This window comes from Vibrio sp. MACH09 (genome assembly GCF_033238805.1).
In the GTDB taxonomy this organism is placed as follows: domain Bacteria; phylum Pseudomonadota; class Gammaproteobacteria; order Enterobacterales; family Vibrionaceae; genus Vibrio.
Window position 1 is genome coordinate 1 of sequence record NZ_BSFZ01000002.1, and the last position, 21,184, is coordinate 21,184.

Below are 21,184 nucleotides of genomic sequence, written 5' to 3' on the forward strand. Positions count from 1 at the left end.
AACGGTGATGCCAAAAATTTGGTTTATTATAAGGACAGGCGGTTAAACAAGCACCGCAGCTGGTGTTACTTTCATCCCAGTACAGCAGGCAACTCCGAGTATCGCAGTACCATTTTTCAATGCCTACCGCATGGGGTTCTCTATCGTGCCCTTCAGGTGGATACATTGATGGTTCAACATCTTTCGATATCGACTTAGACGGGCAGGCATCAGCGCAACGCTGGCATAGTTTACAGAAGTTCCTAACACCAAACGTCTTAGGTTTGTCGTACTCAACAAAGTCAATGTCTGTGTAGATCTTGGCCAAACGGATTCGCGGCCCTAGGCTATAATTGACCAAGATCCCCATACGGGAGCCTTCACCTAATCCGGCCGCAATAGCATAAGGGATCGACATACCTAAATCGTTACCAGCCGCAACAGCGTTATATCCAAGATTTTGTAAAAAGCCGGCTAACTGATACCCCGTATAGACCATTTTGTTGTAGCCTTCACCACAAGTAGCATCAGAGATATAAGTCGGGGCAGCACTATGGGCTTCATAGTCCATACCAAACCCGATTACGATGACACTTTTTGGTTTAAACGGAAAATCATCCCAAGTTTTGCTCTCATCCTTAAAAGCGTCATACAGGGCGGCGTAATCCCAGCGAGGATCCTGTTTGGTTATACCAACAACTTCAGCACCGTATAGTCTCGCAGCACGTTTAATGGCACTCGCTGCATCTTGTGGTGATTGAAACTGATAGGGTTCACCTTTCGCTTCTCTCTTCCAAGTCGTAAAGCCAACATCGTAACCGGTTCGAGAGGTATTGCCTGCAATCTCACGTTGCATATGCCACGCGCCGTTCGCCAGCGCCATATCCAGACGACCCATGCCGGGTGTTTTCTCATCGATGGTTTTACGCAGTGAAATCTTTTCTCTGTTACGAATAAAGCGACTGAATTCAGTATTTCTCTGGTCAAAAGGTTTATAGTCATTTGCCATAGGAATTGGGAAATCGTCATGCTCTTCTATCGTAACAGCATGTTCATTGGCTTCTGCTTTTCCAGAAGAAAAAAAGCCAGTACCCGCGGAAACGGCGCCGAAAGTACCTGCTATACCTGACATGGAACCAACTTTTAAAAAAGTTCTTCGCTTCAGGTCAACACTTCCGGTCATTTCCAGATTTTCTGATTCTTTGTTACTCATAGGCTGTCCATTTGTTTAAACAATTGAGTTCATGTGAATACACACATGAATTGTATGGATAATAACCATTCTAGATAGCGTGAAAAATTACAGTGGCAGGTGTTGAAGATCACAGCTTAACAAGTTAAATCACCTCCAAGGATTTAAACTCATTGTCGATAAGTCCTAGCTCTTTGCATATGCATATCAACTCCAGTCTGTTGTTTACTCTTAACTTCATAGAAAGTTGTTCGATATGGTAATCCACCCCTCGAGGGCTAATTGATAACAGCTCTGCGATTTCATTTCGTCGCACTCCTCTCGCAACCAAATTAACAATATTAATCGCCTTTGTATTTATCGCATTAGTATGAAGAAAAGGATTAAAAGTTTGATAATAATCTTGCTGCAGCTCGGTATGAATCATAAGAATCAAGCTGTAAATTCGATGTTGAATTTGTGGCAGATACTTTTGTATTTCCGAACTTTTCATATCGCTGTTCATTCGAAACAAGCCAACCCAATGGCGATTCGAGGCGATCATCACAGGCCAGTTCAAAATTGAGTTGATACCATGACAAGAAAAGTAGTCAGACACGGTAGTCAGATCGGATCCTTTGCTGCGGCTAAAGCTATGAATAAAAGGGCGTTGCAACTTAGTGCTTTGAGTAAAGTTTGTATCTATCGCAGCATAGTTGTTGTAATAAGATTTGAGAACTCGCTTTTCCTCACGATTAGAGAATATCGCCGTGCTACATCTGGCAAGGTGTTTAAACTTAAACAGCTGTTGTGATTGTGGCGCTTGCATATCAAACCGCATACGCAGGGGGGCGCCTTGATAAACAAACGAATCAAAGCCCATCAACTTGAGCTGTTCACTGAGCTCGGTAATGATGGTACCAATTTCTCGTTTTTGATCTGGCTGAACAAACCAGTCTGATACAGGAAGCTCTTGCATAACACTCTCTCTAAACAAATTCAGCAATCGGACATACTCGGTTGCACTCGCCATCATATCGTCCAACCTTCTTCATAATAGTGTGAAAAGTATCAGTGTTAATTCATTAGAACAAACTAGAATCTATCTATAAAATCGATGGTATAACCGTCGACAAATGTCATTATTGTCATGATTTCACTAACCTGCCGATCTAAGTGAGCAATGAATGAGTAATTTGAATATCAAGTATCTGGAAGCATTTGTGTTTACTGCCGAATATGGGACTTTCAGCGATGCAGCGCGAAAACTTGGCAAAGTTCAGAGTGTGATCAGCACTGCTATAGCCAACCTGGAAATTGATATTGGTCAGCAACTGTTTGACCGTAAAGGTCGCTATCCGGTGCTAACTGAAGCAGGACGATTATTACTCCCAGAAGCTAAACTGATATTGTCTAAATGTCAGCAGTTTGAGACCGCCGCCTTTTCTCTAAATCAAACACTTGAATCACAGGTCACGATTGCGATTGATGAACACCTGAGTGCGGGGGCGCTTACCCAAAGATTTGCCGAGTTCAGTGAAAAATACCCTTTAGTGCAGCTTAACCTTGTGCACCCTATTCGCCAAGGGGTAGCAGAAGTGGTTCGTTCTGGTGACGCTCATCTTGGCATTATTCAAAAAGGCACCAACATATTTAACGAGTTAAGAACGCTTCCTCATAGCAAGCAAAACATGAACATTCTTGTTCATAAATCCCATGCTCTGGTAGACAAAGAGTCTGTGGATTTGGATGATTTGGCAATGTTTCGGCAAGTGGTACTAAACCGTTCGGAAGAAGCCAAAAGGGACCCGATGGTCATCGCCAGCAAAGTATGGTTTACCGAAAGTGCTTTTACCGCAGCGAATATGATTTTGTCCGGTTGCTGTTGGGGCATTATGCCGGAGTTTATCTATACCAACTGGGCAAAAGCCGATCAGTTAACCTTACTTAATGTAAAAGAGACCATGTCTAGCTGGAATATGGATATCGACGTCATCTGGCATCGCAGTAGTAAAATAGGCCCTGCAACGAGTTGGTGGATTAACTCCCTGTCGCAAAAAAATTAAAACAGTTCAAAAGTCATTTGAGTCTGGGATAACTGTGTCATTCGCGCATTCACCTTTTCCGGATGACTCTCATTGTTGCTAATTACTGTGTGTATCGCATGTAATATCGCGCTCTTTAATTCCGGTCTACCACAAACATAGATGTGCAAATCTTCTTGCATAAGCCACTTTGATAACTTATCAGATTGCTCTTCTAACACATTCTGCACATACACTTTCTTCTGTTCATCACGAGAAAAAGCCGTATCAAGTTGCTCTAAAACACCCGTGTCCCGATAATGCTGGAGCTTAGATTTATAGTAGTAATCCCCCTGACTGTATCTGTTGCCAAAAATCAGCCAGTTATTACCTGTATGATGTTGTGCAACCCGCTCTTGCAGCATACTCATCATAGGAGCAATACCCGCTCCCGTTGCAATAAGTAAAAGTGGGCTATCCGCTTTTGGTAAGGATAAACCGCCTCCGACTCTAACTTCAGCCTTCAGTGTGCCGTCGACGTTAAGCTGTTGGGTCAAATAATTAGAGCAATGCCCATCACTCCATTGTCCATCAATACAAAAACGGTGCCGGGAGACACAGAGCTTGATGTGATTAGGACTCTCTGTCGGAGACGAAGCAACAGAATAGAGTCTCGGTCTATCTGATCCCGGAGGGGTAATCGCTAACAGACTATTCACTTGATAAGACGTTACCGCCGGCTTTACAACTTCAAGCAGCAACTCATAGGCTTCGCCCACTTGCGCATAACCGGTATTAAAAAGAGGTTTTTTATCAATGAGCTTAAGTTCAGTCTGAGTATTTATATTGGGAACCTCACCAAGATCCAACGATTGTTCAAGGTGACTCTCAAGCCACTGTGTCCAGACCTTGATCGGATTGCCGTTAACCAGAGTAAGATCTTCTCGTGAGCAACTGCCGATACGACAGAGTTGTTGGTGGAATAGCTTTCCAGCTAAACAGAACTGCCGATAGCTCTTATCACCCAGCGCTAATATCTGAACCTGAGCGGTAAGACGTTCAGTTCGTTCAAGATGCTTGAAAAAGGCCTCACCATTATCCGGTATTTTCCCTTCACCACAGGTGCTAACAATCATGAGAGTTAACGAGTATTGGTTTAGGTCTTCAGGAGAAAGGCGCTCAAGAGCTTCAACATCCGTTGCAATACCAGCGGAACTTGCCAGCTTACCTGACTCTTTTGCTAGGTGCATAGCGGTGCCTGTCTGGCTGGCATAACAGATCAATAACTGTTTATTTTCATTAACTGGCGTAAACAGAATACTCATAAGCATGTGTTTAAGGTTCATCATCTTTACTCCACCCTATGACAAATAATTGTTCGCGGAATCAACTAGAAACGCAACGATGACCATGGTTGCAAGCAGAATTATCGCTGATGCTAGCCACTCTTTAGTGGAGATTGCTGCTGACTTCATGATTTAACTTCCTTAACCTGAATAGATTGACTTGATTCTTTCCTAGTGGGTACTGCTGATACTAACCAGTTTCTTAACCGGATTAACTGCGTCAGCATCTCTCCTGCGGGGCAAAAAAAGCGACAGAACATGTCCGGAATAAAGAAGCAGCCAATGATGATGGCAGGAAGTATGTACCACTGAATACCTTCGCCCTGAAGGGAAAATATCATCGAAAATGGCTCGTATGATCCAGCGCTTGGTTTGGTGGTCAAAAAGCTGATCATTAATGCTGCCCATAAGCCTATTTTAGGGAAATAACCAAGATAACGAAGTAAGCGCGGAGGGATGGGCAACGTAATACCACTCAGTTTCTTAAGTAATAGCTGGATACCATGAAACGGGCAGACATTGCCGCAGTAGATATTTTTGCCCACGACCACAATGGCAAAGATTACCGATCCAAATAGCAACCAGAATCCGAGGTTTTCATGCGGAGCTGGAATATACCCCATCAAAATCCCCGCAAAACCACCACTGTTGATCATCTGATTAGCGGTGAAGCCTAGAACCCCAACGCTAGCATAGGTATATATCAGTTTTAACTTACTGCTTTTTAGCCAGATATTGATAAATGAAAGCACTATCAATGCAATCAAAGCCAAATGTAACCAACTAAAAGCGATTTGAGTCTGCATAGGCGCCGGATTAAGCTGAAACTGATCAATGGCTAAAGTGTGAGAAGCTTTGGTATAAGCTCGAAGAATAGCGTTAGAACTAATGGTTGCACCACTGACTGAATCCCACTGCTGATTTGATGTTAACGTAGTACCAATATCCTGCTTTTCAAATTGACGAAAATAACCCGCATTTCTCAGTTTCTGAATGTATGCCGGTGTATCTCCATGAGACAAGAGATGAACTTGTTTCACTTTTCCCTCAGAAGAACTGACACTGGCCAGAGTTAAAGGGCCACCAAAACTGGTATCTGAAGCGACGGACGCGAACAACTTATCTGCATCATGAGTTAATTGGAATTGCAGTCCATTGCTATCAATCTGCTGAATCTGATGGGCCGGATAGATCACTTTTAGCTGCTGATACCAATCTGGTTGATTCATCTTCTGTCCCAGATACCAAGCAAATAACAAACTAATTAGAGCTAACAGGCGAAACAGCTTCGTAAAGTCAAACCTCCACCTCACCTTGTGTAAAGAGTTTTCGTTTTTGCAGCGGGTTACACCACAACGTCTACAGCTCATAGAGCAATCCTCAAGAATAAATAACGGAATTATTCTTGCTCTACAAAGATAAGTCACTGTGAGACATCACAGTGCCCTCTGCGGAGAGTTCAAAGACAATGACCATTATAGAGAGTCTGTCCGTATAGAGGCGCAGGTGAGTAGACAACAAAAGTTAACGATTAAGAGCGTCTGTTGGCCTCATCCCTGTACCACTCTTTGGATTAGCCGTTCCCACCTTTAGAGCTTGATTGGCTCTTCCCAAGAAATGATAGAGAGATAATTGATGAACGAAGCTGATGTTTTATCCCTACCTGAGTTTAAACAAGCGGTAAGCCTTGTTTATTCCGAAGACTATTTGCAAGCGTCTCAAGTGTTAACTGAGCTATTAAACGTTTATCCGCAAAGTAGCTCTCTTTTATATAATCTGGCTATTTGCAACACCCAACTAGGCGCTTATGACATGGCGGCAGAGTTATTTGCAAATGTGTTGGAGATAGAGCCAGATTTTACTACTGCTATTATTAACTTCGGCAAAATGGAGTGCCAGAGAGGAAACGCGGAACAAGGGCTTGCCTTGTTTGAAAGAGCTTACAAGATAGAACCCGATAATCTCGATGCACGACTAGCCCGTGCGATGGCGTATCATAGTTGCGGACACATTAGCGATGCTCTGCAAGAGTTTGACGTCTTATTAACAGAAGAGAAATGCCGTGAGTTCGTATTGTACTTCCACATAAGCTGTTTGGTGCAATTGCAGTACTTCACCCGCGCACTGAATCAGATAGCCAAACTAGAAGCCAAAGGAGAGATCTCTTCAGAACTCATCGAAATCAAAGAGCTGTGCCAACAACACCTTGAGCATGATCAAGGTAGTATTGGACAGCACTCAACCAGCGACAAACAAGACAGAGTGATATTTCAACATGCCGTGTAATACCTGCACCTTTTCACCTAAATGCAGACTCGACTTAAAGTGAACCAAAACAACCAATAGCGACATAGGTAAATCAAATTGCCCAAATATTGTTACTAACCTTTAGCTGCAATTCTTAAATCGAGTGCGCGCTGGTTTTTCTTTTTTGCTGGGTGACGTAAAGCGTGTCTAATGACCCATTTAACCTCAGACGATACGCCTTGCTTAAGCCAATCTTCACACAACGAAAACACCAGTTCAGGATGGTCTTTTGCGATATCTCCAAGGTGATTGGCAACACTTCTTCTAACGTAAAGGGATTCATCGTTTTTAAGTGCATTAAGGAAAGGAATTGTTGGTTCAGGATCTTGAACGAAACACTGAAGTCTCTTACCCCAAGGAAGCTTAGGCCGCGTACCTTCAGAGCAGAGTCTTCTTACGTGAGGGCACTCATCATCAAGCCTCTTCTCAAGATAGCTAAGCGTACGCTCTGGTTGTTGGATGATAAAGTCTCGGATAGCAAACTCAGCGGTAAATCGCTTCGTCAGTTTGAACATGGCATCCATAGAAACCTCAAATGGGTCTTCTCCATCGTTGTGCGACTTATCCAACCCAAACTCTGAGATAAAAAATCCATGGGGCAAATAGAAAAAGCCAGCAAGACCAAACTCTTCGCTGTAAGCCCCTTCCGGGGTAAGCGAGTTCATCAATATGGTAACGGCTTTGGAATAATTTGTTGGCAAATAAGTTCTCAAAGCCATTGCAACATGCCTCCCTCTCTCCATTAAAGAGAGTGATTGCAAGCCTTGCTGAGCTGTTTTACAAAAGTCATCAACTTTGAACTGACGATAGTCATAGAAAATATTTAGTGCCAAACACTCAATGGCACTCTCATCTATCAGCAGTTTTAGAGGTACGCCTTTTTGAATCGATCGTGGAGCATCAGGAACCATAGGCGCTCTAACCTTCTTAGATTGGCTCATCGCTGGTAAGTCTCTAAAGAGACATACGTTTCCATCTCTTCTTCTGGATCAAAATTAGACAAATCCATTACCGAAAAGAAAGCAGAAGCCGCTTCAGAGCACTGCTCTTTTTCAAGGACATCTAGCATCTCCTGTTGACTGCTAAATTGCACAATATCCAAATACGTTCCATCAGGCTTACGCACCAGTTCACGACGCACTATGCCGGGTTGATTGACGACAAAATCACGTTGAAAGTTCTGAGAGGCGGCAAGCAAATCCTGTTCAGTATATCCTTTGGCAAGTGTGATGGGTGCAAGAATCGTTATTGCAGACATAGTATTTGTGGACATAGTACTTGTAGACATAGTAATAACCTAATAATCAGTGAATGTAGCAACTAGTCTATTCATAAACATGACAATTTATGTCATATTAAATCAATGACCAATGCAAATAATCGAATTAAACGGCTAGAAAAACTGTCTGCTGACCTCAAGCAGGATCGGCTGTGTACCTTAAAGGAACTGGCTTCCCTTCATGGTGTGAGCGAGCGAACCATAGCGAGAGACATCCAACTATTGCGAGAGCAAGGAGTCCCTATAGACGCAGATCGCGGCCGAGGTGGAGGGACACAAATCAACCGTAATTGGGGAGTTGGTCGCTTAAATCTCAGCTACATCGAAGCGGTAGAGTTGATGATAAGTATGGCAGTAGCTGAACAGATGGGTTCGCCGTTATTTTTAACTAATTTAGCGGCGATTAAGCGGCAGCTAGAAGCTTCCATGTCACCGGAAAAACGGCGAAAAGTCAGTGGGTTAAAATCCAGAATCCTTATCGGAGAGACGGCCTCAACCGACGTTCAAGGAGCCGTTTCAACCACTGATTTAGATGTGCAGCAACAGTTACAGCAGAGCTTTCTAGAAAGAACCACATTGTGCATTGAGTACCGCGCTGAAAATGGCGACATTACTCAGCGAGAAATCGAGCCTCACTTCTTATTACTAAATTACCCCGTTTGGTACGTATTAGCTTATGACCGCTTACGAGAAGCGCCTCGTACCTTCCGCTGTGATCGGATTTTAAGCACCTCATTAACAGGCAACCCGTTCAAACTGTTAGATAAGAGTTACTTTGAAGAAATCTTACAGTGGTATGCCTCTGCCAAGTGACGTGCCGGGCTCAAATACAGTAGATAAAATGCAGTAGATTAAATACAACGAAAACTATTCAACGCCCGACTTCTATTTATTTTTTCTTTACTAACACTCTATACCCCCAAAACAAAAATCATTAAAACACCTTTAATTACAAACAGTTAAAATTTCATTTCTATTTTACAAAAGCCATTAATAATAATGAACACACAATTCATTATTGACACGAAATAATAATGAATGCTAAGTTCACTATTAAGCACTAACCAGAAGAAAGAGATGATCATGGCTCAGATATTAAAAGAGAGTGTAAGAGAACTGATATTGGACGCAGCGACAAAGCTCTTTGCTCGTCTCTCCTATAAACAAGCAACGATGGGTATGATTGCCAAGGAAGCAGGAATAGCAACAGGAAACATTTATAAGTATTTTCCAAATAAAGATGATCTGTTTTACTCGATAGTGACGCCTAAGTTTGTTGAAGAACTAAGAAGCTTAACATCGGATCGAGTCTATGCATTAAATCAGCCTGAAAGGTTATCGGAACTAGACTCCATTACCGATCAAGAAGCAGGTAAATTATTGCAATTTTGGATAGAAAACCGCTTAAAAGTCATCATTCTTTTATCAGGTTCGCAAGGTTCAGATTATGAAAATTTTCGTAAAGAATATATTCAATCAATGTTTAACCAATCGATCACTCTCATTCCTCAGTTACAGCCCCATTTGCAAGACAACCAGTTGTTTCGCTTCACATTTAAAAACCAGCTTTTAGACACAGTAAATGGTGTCGTATCTATTTTAAAAGAATTTGAGAATGGCGATGACATTGCAAAAGCATTTTCATCCAGTTGGGCCTATCACCATGCTGGTATACAGGCGTTGATTCAATGGCATAGCAACGGTAATCAATAATGAAACAGATAAAACTTCTTCCTAGTGAATCTGAGCTTCACTGCAATGATGCAACAATAACATTAGCGACCATATTTGTCGGTGAAGCGCCTATTAATCACATAACTGAACGCCTACACCAAATAGTCGCCAAAAACCCTTGGTTAGCCTCGCGCTTAACTTCTAGCGATGCGAATAAACTAAGTCTTAGTGTCCCGTCTTATGACTCATTACAATCGCTGTTTAGCGTTCAAGAAATAGCCGACATTTGTGATGGCAGCAATATCGGTTCTTTGATTCAAGAGATCTATACTCCGCCACTAAAGCCTTCACTTGCAAAGCTATTCTCTAAACAGGGTTTCAAATGTATTGATAATGATGAACCGCTGTTTAAGGTAAACCTGTGCATCAGTGACGACAATACTTTTCTGCTCTTGCTATCAATGAGTCACATACTCGGTGACGGTGCAACTCTGTATCGAGTTTACCAAATGTTGTCTCAAGCAGAAGAGGTGATCTCCCTGTGTCCAGATCGAGTGATGGAGCATCACCACTTCCTAAGCGAAAGTGGATATATTGCTGGCAGTTGCTGGCTACCAGAAACATCAACATCAGACAGTGCTCAGATTGAAGCACTAATAAACTCTAGAGCGATGCGTTCAACACCTAACTCACGCTTTATCACCGGATTTAACAAAACACTAAATTCTTGCGATGGTCACGAGCGAGCGCTTTCATACTCTGGCGGTATGTTCCGCATCAACCCGGATAAAATAGAAAGTATCAAACAACAGCATCTGCCTACAGAGAAAGCTCCTTGGCTATCAACCAACGATATACTGAGCTCTTGGTTTTTAGATCTAAGTAATCCGAGCCTTGGTGTTATTGCTGTGGATGCGAGAAACCATAACGATCAACTAACTGCGATTCATGCCGGAAACTATCAAGTCGCCCTGCTGCAAAACAAAGATGAGTACTCAACACCTGCATCCGTTCGCGAAAGTGTTTCTCAGTTTCCAAACAAAAAACCGTCGGTTCCAGTTGCGGAAGCCGTAGAGACAGTGGCTTTAGTCAGTAATTGGGCAAGTTTTTACACCCAGATTGATATAGGCAGTACCTGTCAACAGATCACTCACTTCCCTATTGTGCCACCAGAGTTGGAGACACCAACCGTATTAGACGCAACCATGATCATTTTTAAACCAAACTTAAACGATCTAGCGGTAGCTATTGGTGTTAACGGTATAGAAAAATACATCCGTGATGGCATTCTTGGTGCGCCTCTTCTGCAATAGAAATAAATAGCATCGAAGATGGTTAGCCTTTTGAATTAAGAGAGAACTTAAGGCTAACCCGTTTATTAACAGTTCGAGAAGAAATCAATGAAAAAATGCCCGTTTTGTGGAAGTAGAATGCTCACTCTGCAATCCAAATTTTCTGCCTGGAATGATAAAAACCGTGAGTTACACATAATCTGTCAAGACTGCGCATGCTCCGCACCTGTTTATATCTGGAACAAAAGAACAGTAGAAAAGAGCCTAACGGCTTTGCAAAATGTTTCATTATCCAACAGATAAAAAATGTGTTTTTAAAACTTGGAGTCGCATCATGAATCTATTTGATATATTAGCTGAGAACCAAATAGCGTCTTGGGAAAAAAGAAAAGCAGAAGGTAAAATTCGACCGTCACGTAAAGATAATAAAGAACGAAAAGTCAGCTCGTTCGAGAGTCAAATGTGTGTCGATATTGAAAATATTTATGTTCAAATGAGTCAGCTCGATAGTTCGAGTGAAGAGTGGAAAAACTTAGAAGCAAAATCAAATGAGTTTAAAACGCACCTGATGATAGCAATGGAGCGTCAGGGGCTATTTATCTTAAGCAAAACCATATCAAACAAGCTTTCAATGTCACGTCAAAGAATCCTTGGCGATCAACTGACCTATTAACAGATATGTCTGGTACATTATCAGGCATTACAGTTTAAATATAACCCATTGTTTATTAAGCGAAATAATTAAAACCTTTTAGGCGACAGCCTCAAATTGATACCCCGTCAGAGAAGAACATCTGTCTACATTAGCACCGCTTGTAACTCATAGTAAGAAACCGTTATTAGTGTGACTGATGTCAATTATTCCTCTCCTATTAAATAAAATTATTGGTAACAACTTGCGCATAAATAAAAAATATGAAAACCTTACCACACTCAAACATGAAAACCTTTTCACATTTGAATGAAAATCTTTTCTTATAACCAAGGTAGAAATAGAATGAACCAGAAAATTGCCTCTAATTTACTTACTGCTTTAGGTGGTAAAGATAACATACGCGCACTTGAGCACTGTGCTACTCGTCTACGTGTCGTTGTTAAAGATGACAGTAAAATCAGTCCAGAATCTATCAAATCAACAGCTCAAGTAGCTGGGTATTTCTTTCAATCCGGGCAACATCAGATAGTACTTGGGACTGGATTAGTTAATAAAATTCATGCCCTTATAAGCAGCGAACTCGATGACACTTTAGAAAGTGCAAAAGGGGCTGCCTATGAAAACATGAGTGTATTCCAAAAAGCTTTACGATCTCTAGCGGACGTTTTTATCCCATTAATTCCCGTTCTTGTCGCGACAGGATTGTTTATGGGGTTGCGAGGGTTTGCACAGCAACTTGGCGTAACATTCTCACCAGATCTGCTTGTCATGACACAAGTAGTCACTGATACCGTCTTTATTTTCCTACCAGCTCTGGTTGTTTGGTCTGCGTTTAAACGTTTTGGCGGAACCCCTGTCGTTGGTATCGTTTTAGGCTTAATGCTTGTGGCACCCATGTTGCCAAATGCTTGGGCTGTAGCTGGCGGTGATGCTCAGGCTCTAACATTCGGAATATTCAAAGTCCAAGGTTTCCAAGGCACAATTATTCCTGCACTAATTGTTGGTATTTTAGGTGCAAACCTAGAGCGATGGATCACATCATGGATGCCGTCTGTAGTAGCACTCATATTTACGCCTTTTTTAACCATTACGATTGGAATGTTGGCTGGTCTTTTGATTATTGGCCCAATTTTCAACATCGTCGAACATGGTGTAATGATATCGTCAGAAACATTAATTAACTTACCTGCAGGTATTGGTGGCGCCATTTTCGGTGCATTACAACAAGTACTTACAGTAACGGGCCTGCATCATAGTTTAATGATTGTGGAACTTAATTTCCTATCAACACTTAAAGTGAATCCACTTAATGCTCTAATCACAGCCTCAATGGCTGGCCAAGCGGGTGCCGCAATTGCGTATACCATGTCTTTAAAAAATAAAGAGCAGAAAGCACTAAATTACTCTTCCATTGTTCCTTGTTTCTTCGGTATTACTGAGCCATTACTATTCGGTGTCACTCTCACCAATAGCAAAGTTTTTGCATCAGGTATGATTGGTGGTGCAGTAGCGGGGGCTTTTGCTACCATCATGCATATCGCTCCATCAGTAATGGGAGTCACCTTCATTCCGGCAATTCCTGCATATCTTGGCAATGGATTAGGTATGTACCTAGCTATGATTGTTATCGCAATGACTACGGCAATGGTTCTAACAAGAGTGCTCATTCGCCCTAACACGGTAAACGGAAGTGAAGCTATTTCAGCTAGTTAGCCTTATGAATTCGTAAGTACACGCGGAGCTTTAAAACAATAAGGCTCCGCATTTAACATTTCAATAATTGATTGAAATTGTGCGACCTACCCTTGTTAAACAATAAGCATTTATAATGACCTCATTACTCCATAAAGCCGACACAGTTATCGTTAATTCAGCACCTGACACAGAATGTCATTTGCGTCCTAAATTTCACATTTCTCCACCTAAAGGGTTACTCAATGATCCTAATGGATTTATAGAACACAACGACCAATATCATCTATTTTTCCAATGGAATCCTTTTGCGTGTAAGCACGGTGCAAAATATTGGGCGCACTGTGTCAGTACCGACTTAGTGCACTGGGAGTACCATCCAACAGCGCTGGCACCAGATCAGGATTATGATTTACACGGCTGTTACTCTGGCAGCGCATTTGATATTAATGGCGAGTTATACCTGTTTTATACCGGCAACTTAAAGAATGACCAAGGGGAGCGTTTTTCTACTCAATGTTTAGCAAAAGCAACGAACACCACGAATAAAGTTTTCACAAAACTGGGCCCCGTCATATATCAACAGCCTAAAGGTTATACCGCGCATTTCAGGGACCCAAAAATCTGGCAACACGACCAGAAGTGGTACTGTGTTTTCGGGGCCCAAACTATTGATTTGCATGGGCAAGTACTATTGTATAGCTCTGACAATGCCTACGACTGGGAGTGTTTAGGGCCAATCGCAGGTGATAACATCAATGGATTAAGCGACTTCGCCTATATGTTTGAGTGCCCAGATCTGTTTTCTCTTAACGACAGAGATGTCTTAATAGGTTGCCCCCAGCGCAATGAGCAACATGAAAATCGCATCAAAACTACACATAACAATGGTTATTTTATTGGAGATTTTGACTACCAAAAAAAAGACTACATACATGGGAGTTTTAGAACACTCGATCAAGGTTTTGAATTCTATGCCCCGCAAACAACAGAAGACAGTAAAGGTAGACGTTTGCTTAGTGCATGGGTCGGTATTCCAGACGAAAATGAACAACCAACGGTTGAAACTGGCTGGCTGCATACTCTAAGCCTAGTGAGAGAACTTAAACTTAAGAATAACAAGATTTACCAGTTACCAGCGGATGAACATAAAGTTCTACGTAAAAACAGACATAAGTTTAAGCTACCCGAAAGCAACAATATTGTTCTAGAAACAAACAATTGTTATGAGTTAGAGGTTTGTGCCAAAAACATTCAAAAACAGTTTAAAGTTCGGCTGGCTGAAGAGAATGACAACTACCTATCTATCGTATTTGATGCAGATACTCACACTCTAACGGTAGAGAGAGTTTGCTCCCAGCAAAAGACTAAATGCCGAAGCTTTCCATTGATAAAGGCCGAAGAGTTAAAACTTCAGGTCTTCTTTGATCACTCCATAATAGAAGTTTTTATTAATAATGGTGAAGAAGTCTTCACTAGTCGAGTCTTTCCCAAAGAGAACAAGTCAAAAGTGGCTATAAAAACGGATAACTCATGTATAATCACTCGTTTAGTGATATATGACTATTAATAGGAACAAGGTTGATGCCAACGATTAAAGAGATTGCAGGTTTAGCTAGCACTTCAATTTCGAGTGTTTCTCGTGTCATTAATAACTCTGGTTATGTCAGAGAAGAAGTGCGTGTTCGCATTCAAAAAGTACTCGACGAAACAGGGTACAGACCTAACGCTCTGGCAAAAGCTTTACACTCAAAAAGAAGTCAGACTATAGGTGTCATTCTACCTAAGATTAACGCAACATCTTCCAGCGAGAATGTTGCCGGTATTGACCAATATTTTAATGATAAAGGCTATAGCATCATCCTTGGCAACACCAATCACAGTGTTGATAAAGAGTTAAAATATTTAGATCTTTTTGCAGAAAAACAAGTCGATGGCATCATTCTAATAGCAACCTCACTGACAGCAGAACATGAGAAAAAACTCAAAAACAGTGGTAAACCTTTTGTTGTTATGGGGCAACGCACCAATAACTCAATTCCCTGTGTTCTGTTTGATGAGATTAAAGCAGCAGAAGAGATCACCAGTCACCTCGCAGAATGGAATCACAAGTCCATTGCTTTGATTAGTGTCCCTGAAAGCGATATTGCCGTTGGAGTTGATCGTAAGCAAGGGTATTTTAATGCGCTAGAAAAATACGGTTTAAGTAAAGATATGTCTCTTGTTGAGGTGGGTAACTTTACTGTAGAAAGCGGTTATGAGGCATGTAAAAGACTACTGAAAAAAGGTAAACAAACGCCTGACGCCATTTTTGCTGTCAATGACAAAATGGCAATAGGAGCGATTAATTATCTGATAGAACATGGATATAAAGTGCCTGATGATATCAGCGTATGTGGTGTAGGCGGAGGAACAGCATCAGCACACTACAACCCTAAAATCACGTCTTTAGTTTACGATTTCAGCGAATCAGGGCGAACTTGTGCTGAAAGACTGCATCATTTGATAGAAGGAAAAAACACAACTCAAACAGATGCTGTGAGTTTTATTCCATACCACCTCGCGGTTCGCGAAAGTACAAAAAAGAGATAGTTAACCATATTTAAAAGCATGGCTATTTACCACCGCTGTTAATCTACGCGACTTAATTCAAATCATTCTGCATACTTCATTTAAAACACCACCTATCGAAACGGTGGTGTTTAACGATTCGTCTTTATAAACATTACCCGCAAAGTAAAAACCTCAGAAATCTACGGCAAGTTTTATCTTTTTTGTACTAAATCATCTAGACACTAATCAGTAATACTGTTAAGTTAACGCTATTAACTTAATGGTGTTAACTTAATACCAGTAACCTAAAGTGATCTCTCAATTATGACAACTAAAAACAATAAAGGGCGACCAGCTCAGATTACCGAAACAGATATTATAGAGTGTGCATTAGAAATAGGATTACCCAATATTTCTATGAACTCCATTGGCAAATCGTTAGGTGTTAGCGCAACTGCACTTTATCGCCACGTTAGTTCGAAAGAAGATCTAATTGCTTCTTGCTGTGAGCATGTCATGAAAGAGATCACTGTTCCGAAAGATACCGACTGGGAGCAGTACCTCTATACTTTTGCCCGAAATTTTAGAACAGCACTTCTTTCAAAACCAAACTCTGTTGATTTCATTCGTCATTATCAAAACTTTACGCCTTCATCTAGTGTATTGGCTAATGACGTGTTAGGCATATTTCGCGAAGCTCAGTTCGACGCAGAAGTCGGTTTTATGGCGTTCGCTACTGTATTTACCCGAGTTACGGATATCGTCCAGCATCAAGAACAAGCCGGTAGAACAATCAAAAGTTCAGCAGAACAAAAAGCCCCGTCTATAGAAACAGAAAAGCTTCCCCATCTGGAATGGCTATTGAAACAGTCTAAAGAAGTAGATTACGAGAAGTATTTTGAGGACGGGATAAGAATAACGATCGAAGGTTTAAAAGTAGTTTATAACCAATCAGATAACTAAAGAATAGAGAGCTTAAGATGTCAATTTTCATAGATAATGCTATTGCCGGTTGGATTCGTAACGCAGAAAAAAGTGGCGAATTAAAAAACAACACATACAAAGGAAAAAAAATCGATTTAGAAGATTACTTTAATACTCCAGCCGAACATCGACTTGGAATGAAGATTTTGAAGGACGCAAATTGCCTTCCTCCAGCAGTACAACTGATGAAAGATATTGAAAAGAAAAAAGAACAGTGTGACAGCACTGTAGACCCAGCTAAACGAGAAGAATTAAGGCAAGAGATAATAAAACTTGAGTTAAAAAGAGATCTTCTTTTGGAAAACCTATAACCAAAAACCTAAGCATATTAACCGTGGATTTACCCTATGCTCTCCCCCTCAATAACCACGTTATTTTGGGGCAGAAGCATGTTAGTTCATTTGCTAAGTTGGCAATTCACCAATTAACTCTGTTGCAGAAAACTCACTTAATTAAATATCGAATATCTATATCAACACTTTCAAGCAGTTTATTATATACTTCCGAAGACTCAATATGAGATATCCAGCAATATAAGGTGTCTGTGTTGAAAATCGCCGATATGTAGTAGAATTCCACCGACAAATATCTGATTTACCTGTATATTATTTACTTTATAACCCTATGGCCGTAGTCATTGAATGAATCAATCAAAATTACTACTTGATGTAAGTACCCACGCCTTATTGCACCTGCAATTCAAAGCGCTAGAAAAACGGCTAAACGTATCAGAACGGAATCAGCTACTGGTTCAATTCTTAAAACGAATAATAAGATCCAGTCGATATCGCAGTATAAAAAAACAGACGAAGCAGTGGCTCCTCTCGGCGCGTCAGCAAGGGGTGAACTTTGAATCTATGCTCACACAAGAGCAGAGCCAGCTATTTCGACAATGCTCTACTGATCTTCATCATTTTGTTGAGTTAGTGAGCAAAATAGAAAGCAAACTTAGGACTAAAGTTCAGTATTCACTAGCAAAAGAGTTGGATCTCAACTCTAGGTATGGGGATGTTTTAATTTGCATCATCGATAAAGACTTGTCATCAAGGTTTGACGAAGAAGGCTTGATGTTAAACTCAACCCAGATTTTAATCGTTGGGGATAATGAACAGCAAATGGCGTTTTCTAGCTTATTAGACAGTAGCGGTTATTTTCAGTCGGTAGTCGCGTATCAGGACGAAGGCCACCTACGCGTAGAAATGTTTCGATTGTAGTTAATACTCTTTTGTTGTTTAGCTATGCTCACGCCGGTTTGGGACAAAACGATTTATGAACACTGCATGAAAAGGAAACTAAAGGCTCTGAACTCACAATTGGCACTTTAGGTAAGTTATCCAAACTCAGCTTATTTTTCATTGTTTCTATGCCTGTTTAAAAACCCCAGTTTCATACTGAACAAATTCTTATATCTGATGGATTTTGTTATTTTAATTAGTTGGTCGAATATTATGAATGTATTATCAATAAGCCTATAAAAACATCGAATACCATGACCACTTAGTTCAACCATCAACAAATCTTCTTGAGTGGCTTTTGTTGATTTTTTAGCACTAGGAAAAGGCATAGTAATTGATTTATATTTGTGCTTTCTTATATTACTATGTTTTTTAGTCATTAAATTAATCCTTAAATCATAATCTAGCCAAATAAAAAACCAAGTATTTAGGGTGAATTTTTATGTATTGACAATAATTATCTTACAAGATAATTTTATTTCATCAATAAAACGAAATTAAAAGGCCATTTCATGAATAAAAAGGAAGTTAACTGGAATGACTTGCAGCTTTTTTTAGTCGTAGCTAGAGAAGGAGGATTAAGTTCTGCCTCGAAAATGACTAAGCAAAGCCCTGCTACACTTGGCCGTAGGATGCATAAGCTGGAAAGAGATTTAGGCAAAGAACTGTTTATTCGGCATGATCGTGGTTATCAATTAACGTCCGAAGGAATGAAACTCTTTGACGAGCTTGCATTAATTGAAGATCAAATATTACAGATGGCGTCATTACGTGATGAAGAAGAAAAGCGTTTAGTTAAAATATCTGCAGGAACGTGGACAACTTTATTCTTAATTTTGAATATGGAGAAATTGCTGGGTGATTCTTTGGATATTCGTTTACGTTTTATTTCAACTGAACGAATACTTGATATTACTCATAGAGAGGTTGTTATTGGGTTTAGAAATAAACGTCCAACAAAAGAATCGCTTGTTTGTCGCCGAATGACAAAAGTTGAATTTGCAGCATATTCAACGATAAATGCCCCACAAATATGGATAAAGGTCATCGCAGATACTCCTTCTGCTTTATGGGTGAATAAACATATTAATTCAGAAAGTTTTTACGAGGTAAATGAACCTAGAAATAGTTTAGACCTAGTGCTATCTGGCAAAGGAATAGCTGTACTGCCTACTTTCATTGGAGACACGCAAGAAAGCCTCGTCCGTCAAGGAAATATAATCGAAGAATTGAGTCATGACCAATGGCTAGTTACTCATCAAGTAGATAGATTTCTTCCTGAAGTACGATTATTAATTGATAGATTAGAGGGTGTATTTTCAAAACGGATTATTTGACATTAGCATGCCACCGTATAAAAACTCTAAGAAGGAATTATACAAATGATAGGACATTTATCTAATAATCTGAGTCACCTTTAGAGTCGGTTTGCTAATAACTATTTGTATGTACGTTATTAGCAATGAGAAACCAATCATTTCTCCATAATTTTAGTAGGTTATTGAGCTTACTCTCCACTTAAAAGCTGAGAATTAAAGGGCATGCTTTTGAGCTGAGATAGCACCCAATCGGCCCTTTGCTCAATGCTTCCCCAAGGCACATCGACCACTTCGTAACTCAACTCACGATAGGTCTTTACCAGTTGGCGATGGATCTCCATGGATTCAGCAAAAGTGTGTGGCCGCTCTTCATCTTGGACATAAATATCAGCATGTGGTGCACAAACAAACACCGTAGGGAAATAACCCTTGGCCATTGTCTGGTAATGAGCATCAACCGCCACTCCTCCAATCGTTAGATAGGCGCAGATATCTCCAATAGCCCTGTCGACAAATGCAGGTATGGTTCCCCGTAGAGCCTGCTCACGCTGGCTACTCATTGAATCAAGGCACATAGCAGCAAACCTAGGTAAATCAGTCCAAGGCAGGATACCATCAGGCATCGCCGCTTGTTCACGGATTAACGTTCGAGACACCTCGGGAAAGGTCATATACCCACGCCGGGCTAGCGCATCAACCAACGAGGTTTTTCCCGCACCAGCGCCACCGGAAATAATAATAGGTTTCATAGTCGTTTTTCTATCTTGTAGGGTTCGGTCATAACCAACCGCTATGGTAACACCGATGAGCAAGCTGAAAACAAAAATGAGTAACTCTTAGTAAGGAAAATTCACATAAACAGGCGCTAAATGATAAGGAGGCATAACCTTGAACAGTTTTCTACTTATTGGTAGCAGCATCAGAAGCTTCGTCCAACAACGGTAAAATCTCTCCGTCTGTGTAAACAAATCCTACTTGAGCATTGTTTTCATTGACGTAACTAAGCTGAATGTAGTTAGGCTCAACTTTCTCAATATTGATTTCATTAGGATTACAAGATACTAGCTCTGAAACTTTATCTAGCGCTTCTTTTACTTGAAACCTCATCGTTGCCTCGTCCAGTACACAAAACCATAATTAGCAGTTTATTCATTATATTGTCCATGTGTAAAGTATTAATAAAACAGGACTGAAGGCAGAAAATTGTTAGCGTAAAACATAAAGCTATCTTCTAACAAAGTGCGGCTGATGTTATATAACCTCAGCTTGGGTTAATTTGGGAATAACGGCAAATCCACCTTTCACATCGTTGATCCAGTTGCCATCCTAAAAAGCACCGAAAATTACCTCTTCGGTGCTTTACCTATTCAGACCTACTCTAGATCTTGCTGCTTATAGTGATTCAATAACGTCAACAAAAACAAGCGGATCTCGTTTTCTGTGGCGTTATCTAGGTTACTGTTGGTGCTGGCGTTTAAGATAAAGTCTTCGACTTGCAGGTAAAAATCAGGTTCTGAAAGGAGTTTCGTTAATTGGGTCATGGAGACCTCCGTCGTTGATTTTTTCAGGAGTTCACCATCGAGTGAGATTTCGGGTGGTGAACTGAACAAGGATCTCACTACCGCATCAACGAAACGGCCAACCAAAGGTTGCCTCGCCCAGCCCACCATTATT

At 40.8% G+C, this 21,184-nt stretch carries 23 protein-coding genes; 13 read left to right on the top strand and 10 right to left on the bottom strand.

Annotation, left to right across the window (positions count from 1 at the left end; genetic code table 11):
* Both CHJ_RS15135 and CHJ_RS15140 read right to left on the bottom strand, forming a co-directional pair.
* A partial coding sequence (locus CHJ_RS15135) for a reductive dehalogenase (protein WP_317918127.1) occupies positions 1 to 1,192 on the bottom strand: 1,192 nt, incomplete at its 3' end.
* Between the two features lie 124 nt (positions 1,193 to 1,316).
* Positions 1,317 to 2,186: a response regulator transcription factor gene (locus CHJ_RS15140; RefSeq protein ID WP_317918128.1), complete on the bottom strand. Its 870-nt coding sequence runs from the start codon at positions 2,184 to 2,186 to the stop codon at positions 1,317 to 1,319.
* Positions 2,187 to 2,337: 151 nt separating this feature from the next.
* Between CHJ_RS15140 and CHJ_RS15145 the strand changes: the two genes are divergently transcribed.
* Complete coding sequence (locus CHJ_RS15145) at positions 2,338 to 3,216, top strand: LysR family transcriptional regulator (protein ID WP_317918129.1); 879 nt, start codon at positions 2,338 to 2,340, stop codon at positions 3,214 to 3,216.
* Here the strand turns inward: CHJ_RS15145 and CHJ_RS15150 are convergent.
* Both CHJ_RS15150 and CHJ_RS15155 read right to left on the bottom strand, forming a co-directional pair.
* Positions 3,213 to 4,523 (bottom strand): flavodoxin domain-containing protein, encoded by a 1,311-nt coding sequence (locus CHJ_RS15150; RefSeq protein ID WP_317918130.1) that lies wholly within the window; start codon positions 4,521 to 4,523, stop codon positions 3,213 to 3,215. The genes CHJ_RS15145 and CHJ_RS15150 overlap by 4 nt on opposite strands.
* 122 nt (positions 4,524 to 4,645) lie before the next feature.
* Complete coding sequence (locus tag CHJ_RS15155; protein WP_317918131.1) at positions 4,646 to 5,749, bottom strand: FMN-binding protein; 1,104 nt, start codon at positions 5,747 to 5,749, stop codon at positions 4,646 to 4,648.
* Positions 5,750 to 6,155: 406 nt separating this feature from the next.
* On the opposite strand from CHJ_RS15155, the gene CHJ_RS15160 reads away from it, so the two are divergent.
* Positions 6,156 to 6,806 carry a tetratricopeptide repeat protein gene (locus tag CHJ_RS15160; protein WP_317918132.1) on the top strand — a complete coding sequence of 217 codons (651 nt, stop codon included), beginning with the start codon at positions 6,156 to 6,158 and terminating at the stop codon, positions 6,804 to 6,806.
* 95 nt (positions 6,807 to 6,901) lie between these two features.
* On the opposite strand, the gene CHJ_RS15165 is transcribed toward CHJ_RS15160, so the two are convergent.
* Both CHJ_RS15165 and CHJ_RS15170 read right to left on the bottom strand, forming a co-directional pair.
* Entirely contained in the window at positions 6,902 to 7,768 is an 867-nt protein-coding gene (locus tag CHJ_RS15165; RefSeq protein ID WP_317918133.1) for a hypothetical protein, read from the bottom strand.
* A complete protein-coding gene (locus CHJ_RS15170; RefSeq protein WP_317918134.1) occupies positions 7,765 to 8,115 on the bottom strand; it encodes a hypothetical protein in 351 nt (116 codons plus the stop codon). The genes CHJ_RS15165 and CHJ_RS15170 overlap by 4 nt, the downstream gene beginning before the upstream one ends.
* A gap of 75 nt (positions 8,116 to 8,190) precedes the next feature.
* Between CHJ_RS15170 and CHJ_RS15175 the strand changes: the two genes are divergently transcribed.
* From CHJ_RS15175 to CHJ_RS15220, 10 genes are all read left to right on the top strand, one after another.
* Positions 8,191 to 8,919: a helix-turn-helix transcriptional regulator gene (locus CHJ_RS15175; RefSeq protein WP_171753852.1), complete on the top strand. Its 729-nt coding sequence runs from the start codon at positions 8,191 to 8,193 to the stop codon at positions 8,917 to 8,919.
* 270 nt (positions 8,920 to 9,189) lie between these two features.
* Positions 9,190 to 9,819, top strand: coding sequence for a TetR/AcrR family transcriptional regulator (locus CHJ_RS15180; RefSeq protein WP_317918135.1), 630 nt, complete (start codon positions 9,190 to 9,192; stop codon positions 9,817 to 9,819).
* Entirely contained in the window at positions 9,819 to 11,093 is a 1,275-nt protein-coding gene (locus CHJ_RS15185; protein WP_317918136.1) for a hypothetical protein, read from the top strand. Before CHJ_RS15180 ends, CHJ_RS15185 begins: the two co-directional genes overlap by 1 nt.
* A 313-nt stretch (positions 11,094 to 11,406) precedes the next feature.
* The gene (locus CHJ_RS15190) at positions 11,407 to 11,745 is read left to right on the top strand and encodes a hypothetical protein (RefSeq protein WP_317918137.1); all 339 of its coding nucleotides are present in this window, start codon (positions 11,407 to 11,409) and stop codon (positions 11,743 to 11,745) included.
* 324 nt (positions 11,746 to 12,069) lie between these two features.
* Positions 12,070 to 13,440, top strand: coding sequence for a PTS transporter subunit EIIC (locus CHJ_RS15195; RefSeq protein ID WP_317918138.1), 1,371 nt, complete (start codon positions 12,070 to 12,072; stop codon positions 13,438 to 13,440).
* Positions 13,441 to 13,555: 115 nt separating this feature from the next.
* A complete protein-coding gene (locus tag CHJ_RS15200; protein WP_317918139.1) occupies positions 13,556 to 14,989 on the top strand; it encodes a glycoside hydrolase family 32 protein in 1,434 nt (477 codons plus the stop codon).
* Positions 14,990 to 15,003: 14 nt separating this feature from the next.
* On the top strand, positions 15,004 to 16,011 hold the full coding sequence (locus tag CHJ_RS15205) for a LacI family DNA-binding transcriptional regulator (RefSeq protein ID WP_317918140.1): 1,008 nt from the start codon (positions 15,004 to 15,006) through the stop codon (positions 16,009 to 16,011).
* Positions 16,012 to 16,296: 285 nt separating this feature from the next.
* A complete protein-coding gene (locus CHJ_RS15210; RefSeq protein WP_317918141.1) occupies positions 16,297 to 16,935 on the top strand; it encodes a TetR/AcrR family transcriptional regulator in 639 nt (212 codons plus the stop codon).
* 17 nt (positions 16,936 to 16,952) lie between these two features.
* Positions 16,953 to 17,267 carry a DnaJ family domain-containing protein gene (locus CHJ_RS15215; protein WP_317918142.1) on the top strand — a complete coding sequence of 105 codons (315 nt, stop codon included), beginning with the start codon at positions 16,953 to 16,955 and terminating at the stop codon, positions 17,265 to 17,267.
* Positions 17,268 to 17,597: 330 nt separating this feature from the next.
* Positions 17,598 to 18,170 carry a DUF2913 family protein gene (locus CHJ_RS15220; RefSeq protein ID WP_317918143.1) on the top strand — a complete coding sequence of 191 codons (573 nt, stop codon included), beginning with the start codon at positions 17,598 to 17,600 and terminating at the stop codon, positions 18,168 to 18,170.
* A 131-nt stretch (positions 18,171 to 18,301) separates the two neighbouring features.
* On the opposite strand, the gene CHJ_RS15225 is transcribed toward CHJ_RS15220, so the two are convergent.
* Positions 18,302 to 18,571 carry a hypothetical protein gene (locus CHJ_RS15225; protein WP_317918144.1) on the bottom strand — a complete coding sequence of 90 codons (270 nt, stop codon included), beginning with the start codon at positions 18,569 to 18,571 and terminating at the stop codon, positions 18,302 to 18,304.
* A gap of 132 nt (positions 18,572 to 18,703) precedes the next feature.
* On the opposite strand from CHJ_RS15225, the gene CHJ_RS15230 reads away from it, so the two are divergent.
* Positions 18,704 to 19,528 (top strand): LysR family transcriptional regulator, encoded by an 825-nt coding sequence (locus tag CHJ_RS15230; RefSeq protein ID WP_317918145.1) that lies wholly within the window; start codon positions 18,704 to 18,706, stop codon positions 19,526 to 19,528.
* Positions 19,529 to 19,698: 170 nt separating this feature from the next.
* Here the strand turns inward: CHJ_RS15230 and CHJ_RS15235 are convergent, their stop codons facing one another.
* The 3 genes from CHJ_RS15235 to CHJ_RS15245 form a co-directional block, all read right to left on the bottom strand.
* The gene (locus CHJ_RS15235; RefSeq protein ID WP_317919192.1) at positions 19,699 to 20,259 is read right to left on the bottom strand and encodes an AAA family ATPase; all 561 of its coding nucleotides are present in this window, start codon (positions 20,257 to 20,259) and stop codon (positions 19,699 to 19,701) included.
* A 151-nt stretch (positions 20,260 to 20,410) separates the two neighbouring features.
* Entirely contained in the window at positions 20,411 to 20,617 is a 207-nt protein-coding gene (locus CHJ_RS15240; protein ID WP_317918146.1) for a hypothetical protein, read from the bottom strand.
* 266 nt (positions 20,618 to 20,883) lie between these two features.
* Positions 20,884 to 21,051, bottom strand: coding sequence for a hypothetical protein (locus CHJ_RS15245; protein WP_317918147.1), 168 nt, complete (start codon positions 21,049 to 21,051; stop codon positions 20,884 to 20,886).
* Between the last annotated feature and the right edge of the window lie 133 nt (positions 21,052 to 21,184).

Bases quoted from the DNA above. Each gene is read 5' to 3' on its own strand.
- CHJ_RS15225 (WP_317918144.1), bottom strand. From the start codon at position 18,571: ATGACTAAAAAACATAGTAATATAAGAAAGCACAAATATAAATCAATT.
- CHJ_RS15185 (WP_317918136.1), top strand. From the start codon at position 9,819: ATGAAACAGATAAAACTTCTTCCTAGTGAATCTGAGCTTCACTGCAAT.
- CHJ_RS15240 (WP_317918146.1), bottom strand. From the start codon at position 20,617: ATGAGGTTTCAAGTAAAAGAAGCGCTAGATAAAGTTTCAGAGCTAGTA.
- CHJ_RS15160 (WP_317918132.1), top strand. From the start codon at position 6,156: ATGAACGAAGCTGATGTTTTATCCCTACCTGAGTTTAAACAAGCGGTA.
- CHJ_RS15145 (WP_317918129.1), top strand. From the start codon at position 2,338: ATGAGTAATTTGAATATCAAGTATCTGGAAGCATTTGTGTTTACTGCC.
- CHJ_RS15140 (WP_317918128.1), bottom strand. From the start codon at position 2,186: ATGATGGCGAGTGCAACCGAGTATGTCCGATTGCTGAATTTGTTTAGA.
- CHJ_RS15195 (WP_317918138.1), top strand. From the start codon at position 12,070: ATGAACCAGAAAATTGCCTCTAATTTACTTACTGCTTTAGGTGGTAAA.
- CHJ_RS15175 (WP_171753852.1), top strand. From the start codon at position 8,191: ATGACCAATGCAAATAATCGAATTAAACGGCTAGAAAAACTGTCTGCT.
- CHJ_RS15170 (WP_317918134.1), bottom strand. From the start codon at position 8,115: ATGTCTACAAGTACTATGTCCACAAATACTATGTCTGCAATAACGATT.
- CHJ_RS15150 (WP_317918130.1), bottom strand. From the start codon at position 4,523: ATGATGAACCTTAAACACATGCTTATGAGTATTCTGTTTACGCCAGTT.
- CHJ_RS15210 (WP_317918141.1), top strand. From the start codon at position 16,297: ATGACAACTAAAAACAATAAAGGGCGACCAGCTCAGATTACCGAAACA.
- CHJ_RS15245 (WP_317918147.1), bottom strand. From the start codon at position 21,051: ATGACCCAATTAACGAAACTCCTTTCAGAACCTGATTTTTACCTGCAA.
- CHJ_RS15235 (WP_317919192.1), bottom strand. From the start codon at position 20,259: ATGAAACCTATTATTATTTCCGGTGGCGCTGGTGCGGGAAAAACCTCG.
- CHJ_RS15220 (WP_317918143.1), top strand. From the start codon at position 17,598: ATGAATCAATCAAAATTACTACTTGATGTAAGTACCCACGCCTTATTG.
- CHJ_RS15165 (WP_317918133.1), bottom strand. From the start codon at position 7,768: ATGAGCCAATCTAAGAAGGTTAGAGCGCCTATGGTTCCTGATGCTCCA.
- CHJ_RS15205 (WP_317918140.1), top strand. From the start codon at position 15,004: ATGCCAACGATTAAAGAGATTGCAGGTTTAGCTAGCACTTCAATTTCG.
- CHJ_RS15190 (WP_317918137.1), top strand. From the start codon at position 11,407: ATGAATCTATTTGATATATTAGCTGAGAACCAAATAGCGTCTTGGGAA.
- CHJ_RS15215 (WP_317918142.1), top strand. From the start codon at position 16,953: ATGTCAATTTTCATAGATAATGCTATTGCCGGTTGGATTCGTAACGCA.
- CHJ_RS15180 (WP_317918135.1), top strand. From the start codon at position 9,190: ATGGCTCAGATATTAAAAGAGAGTGTAAGAGAACTGATATTGGACGCA.
- CHJ_RS15200 (WP_317918139.1), top strand. From the start codon at position 13,556: ATGACCTCATTACTCCATAAAGCCGACACAGTTATCGTTAATTCAGCA.
- CHJ_RS15155 (WP_317918131.1), bottom strand. From the start codon at position 5,749: ATGAATCAACCAGATTGGTATCAGCAGCTAAAAGTGATCTATCCGGCC.
- CHJ_RS15230 (WP_317918145.1), top strand. From the start codon at position 18,704: ATGAATAAAAAGGAAGTTAACTGGAATGACTTGCAGCTTTTTTTAGTC.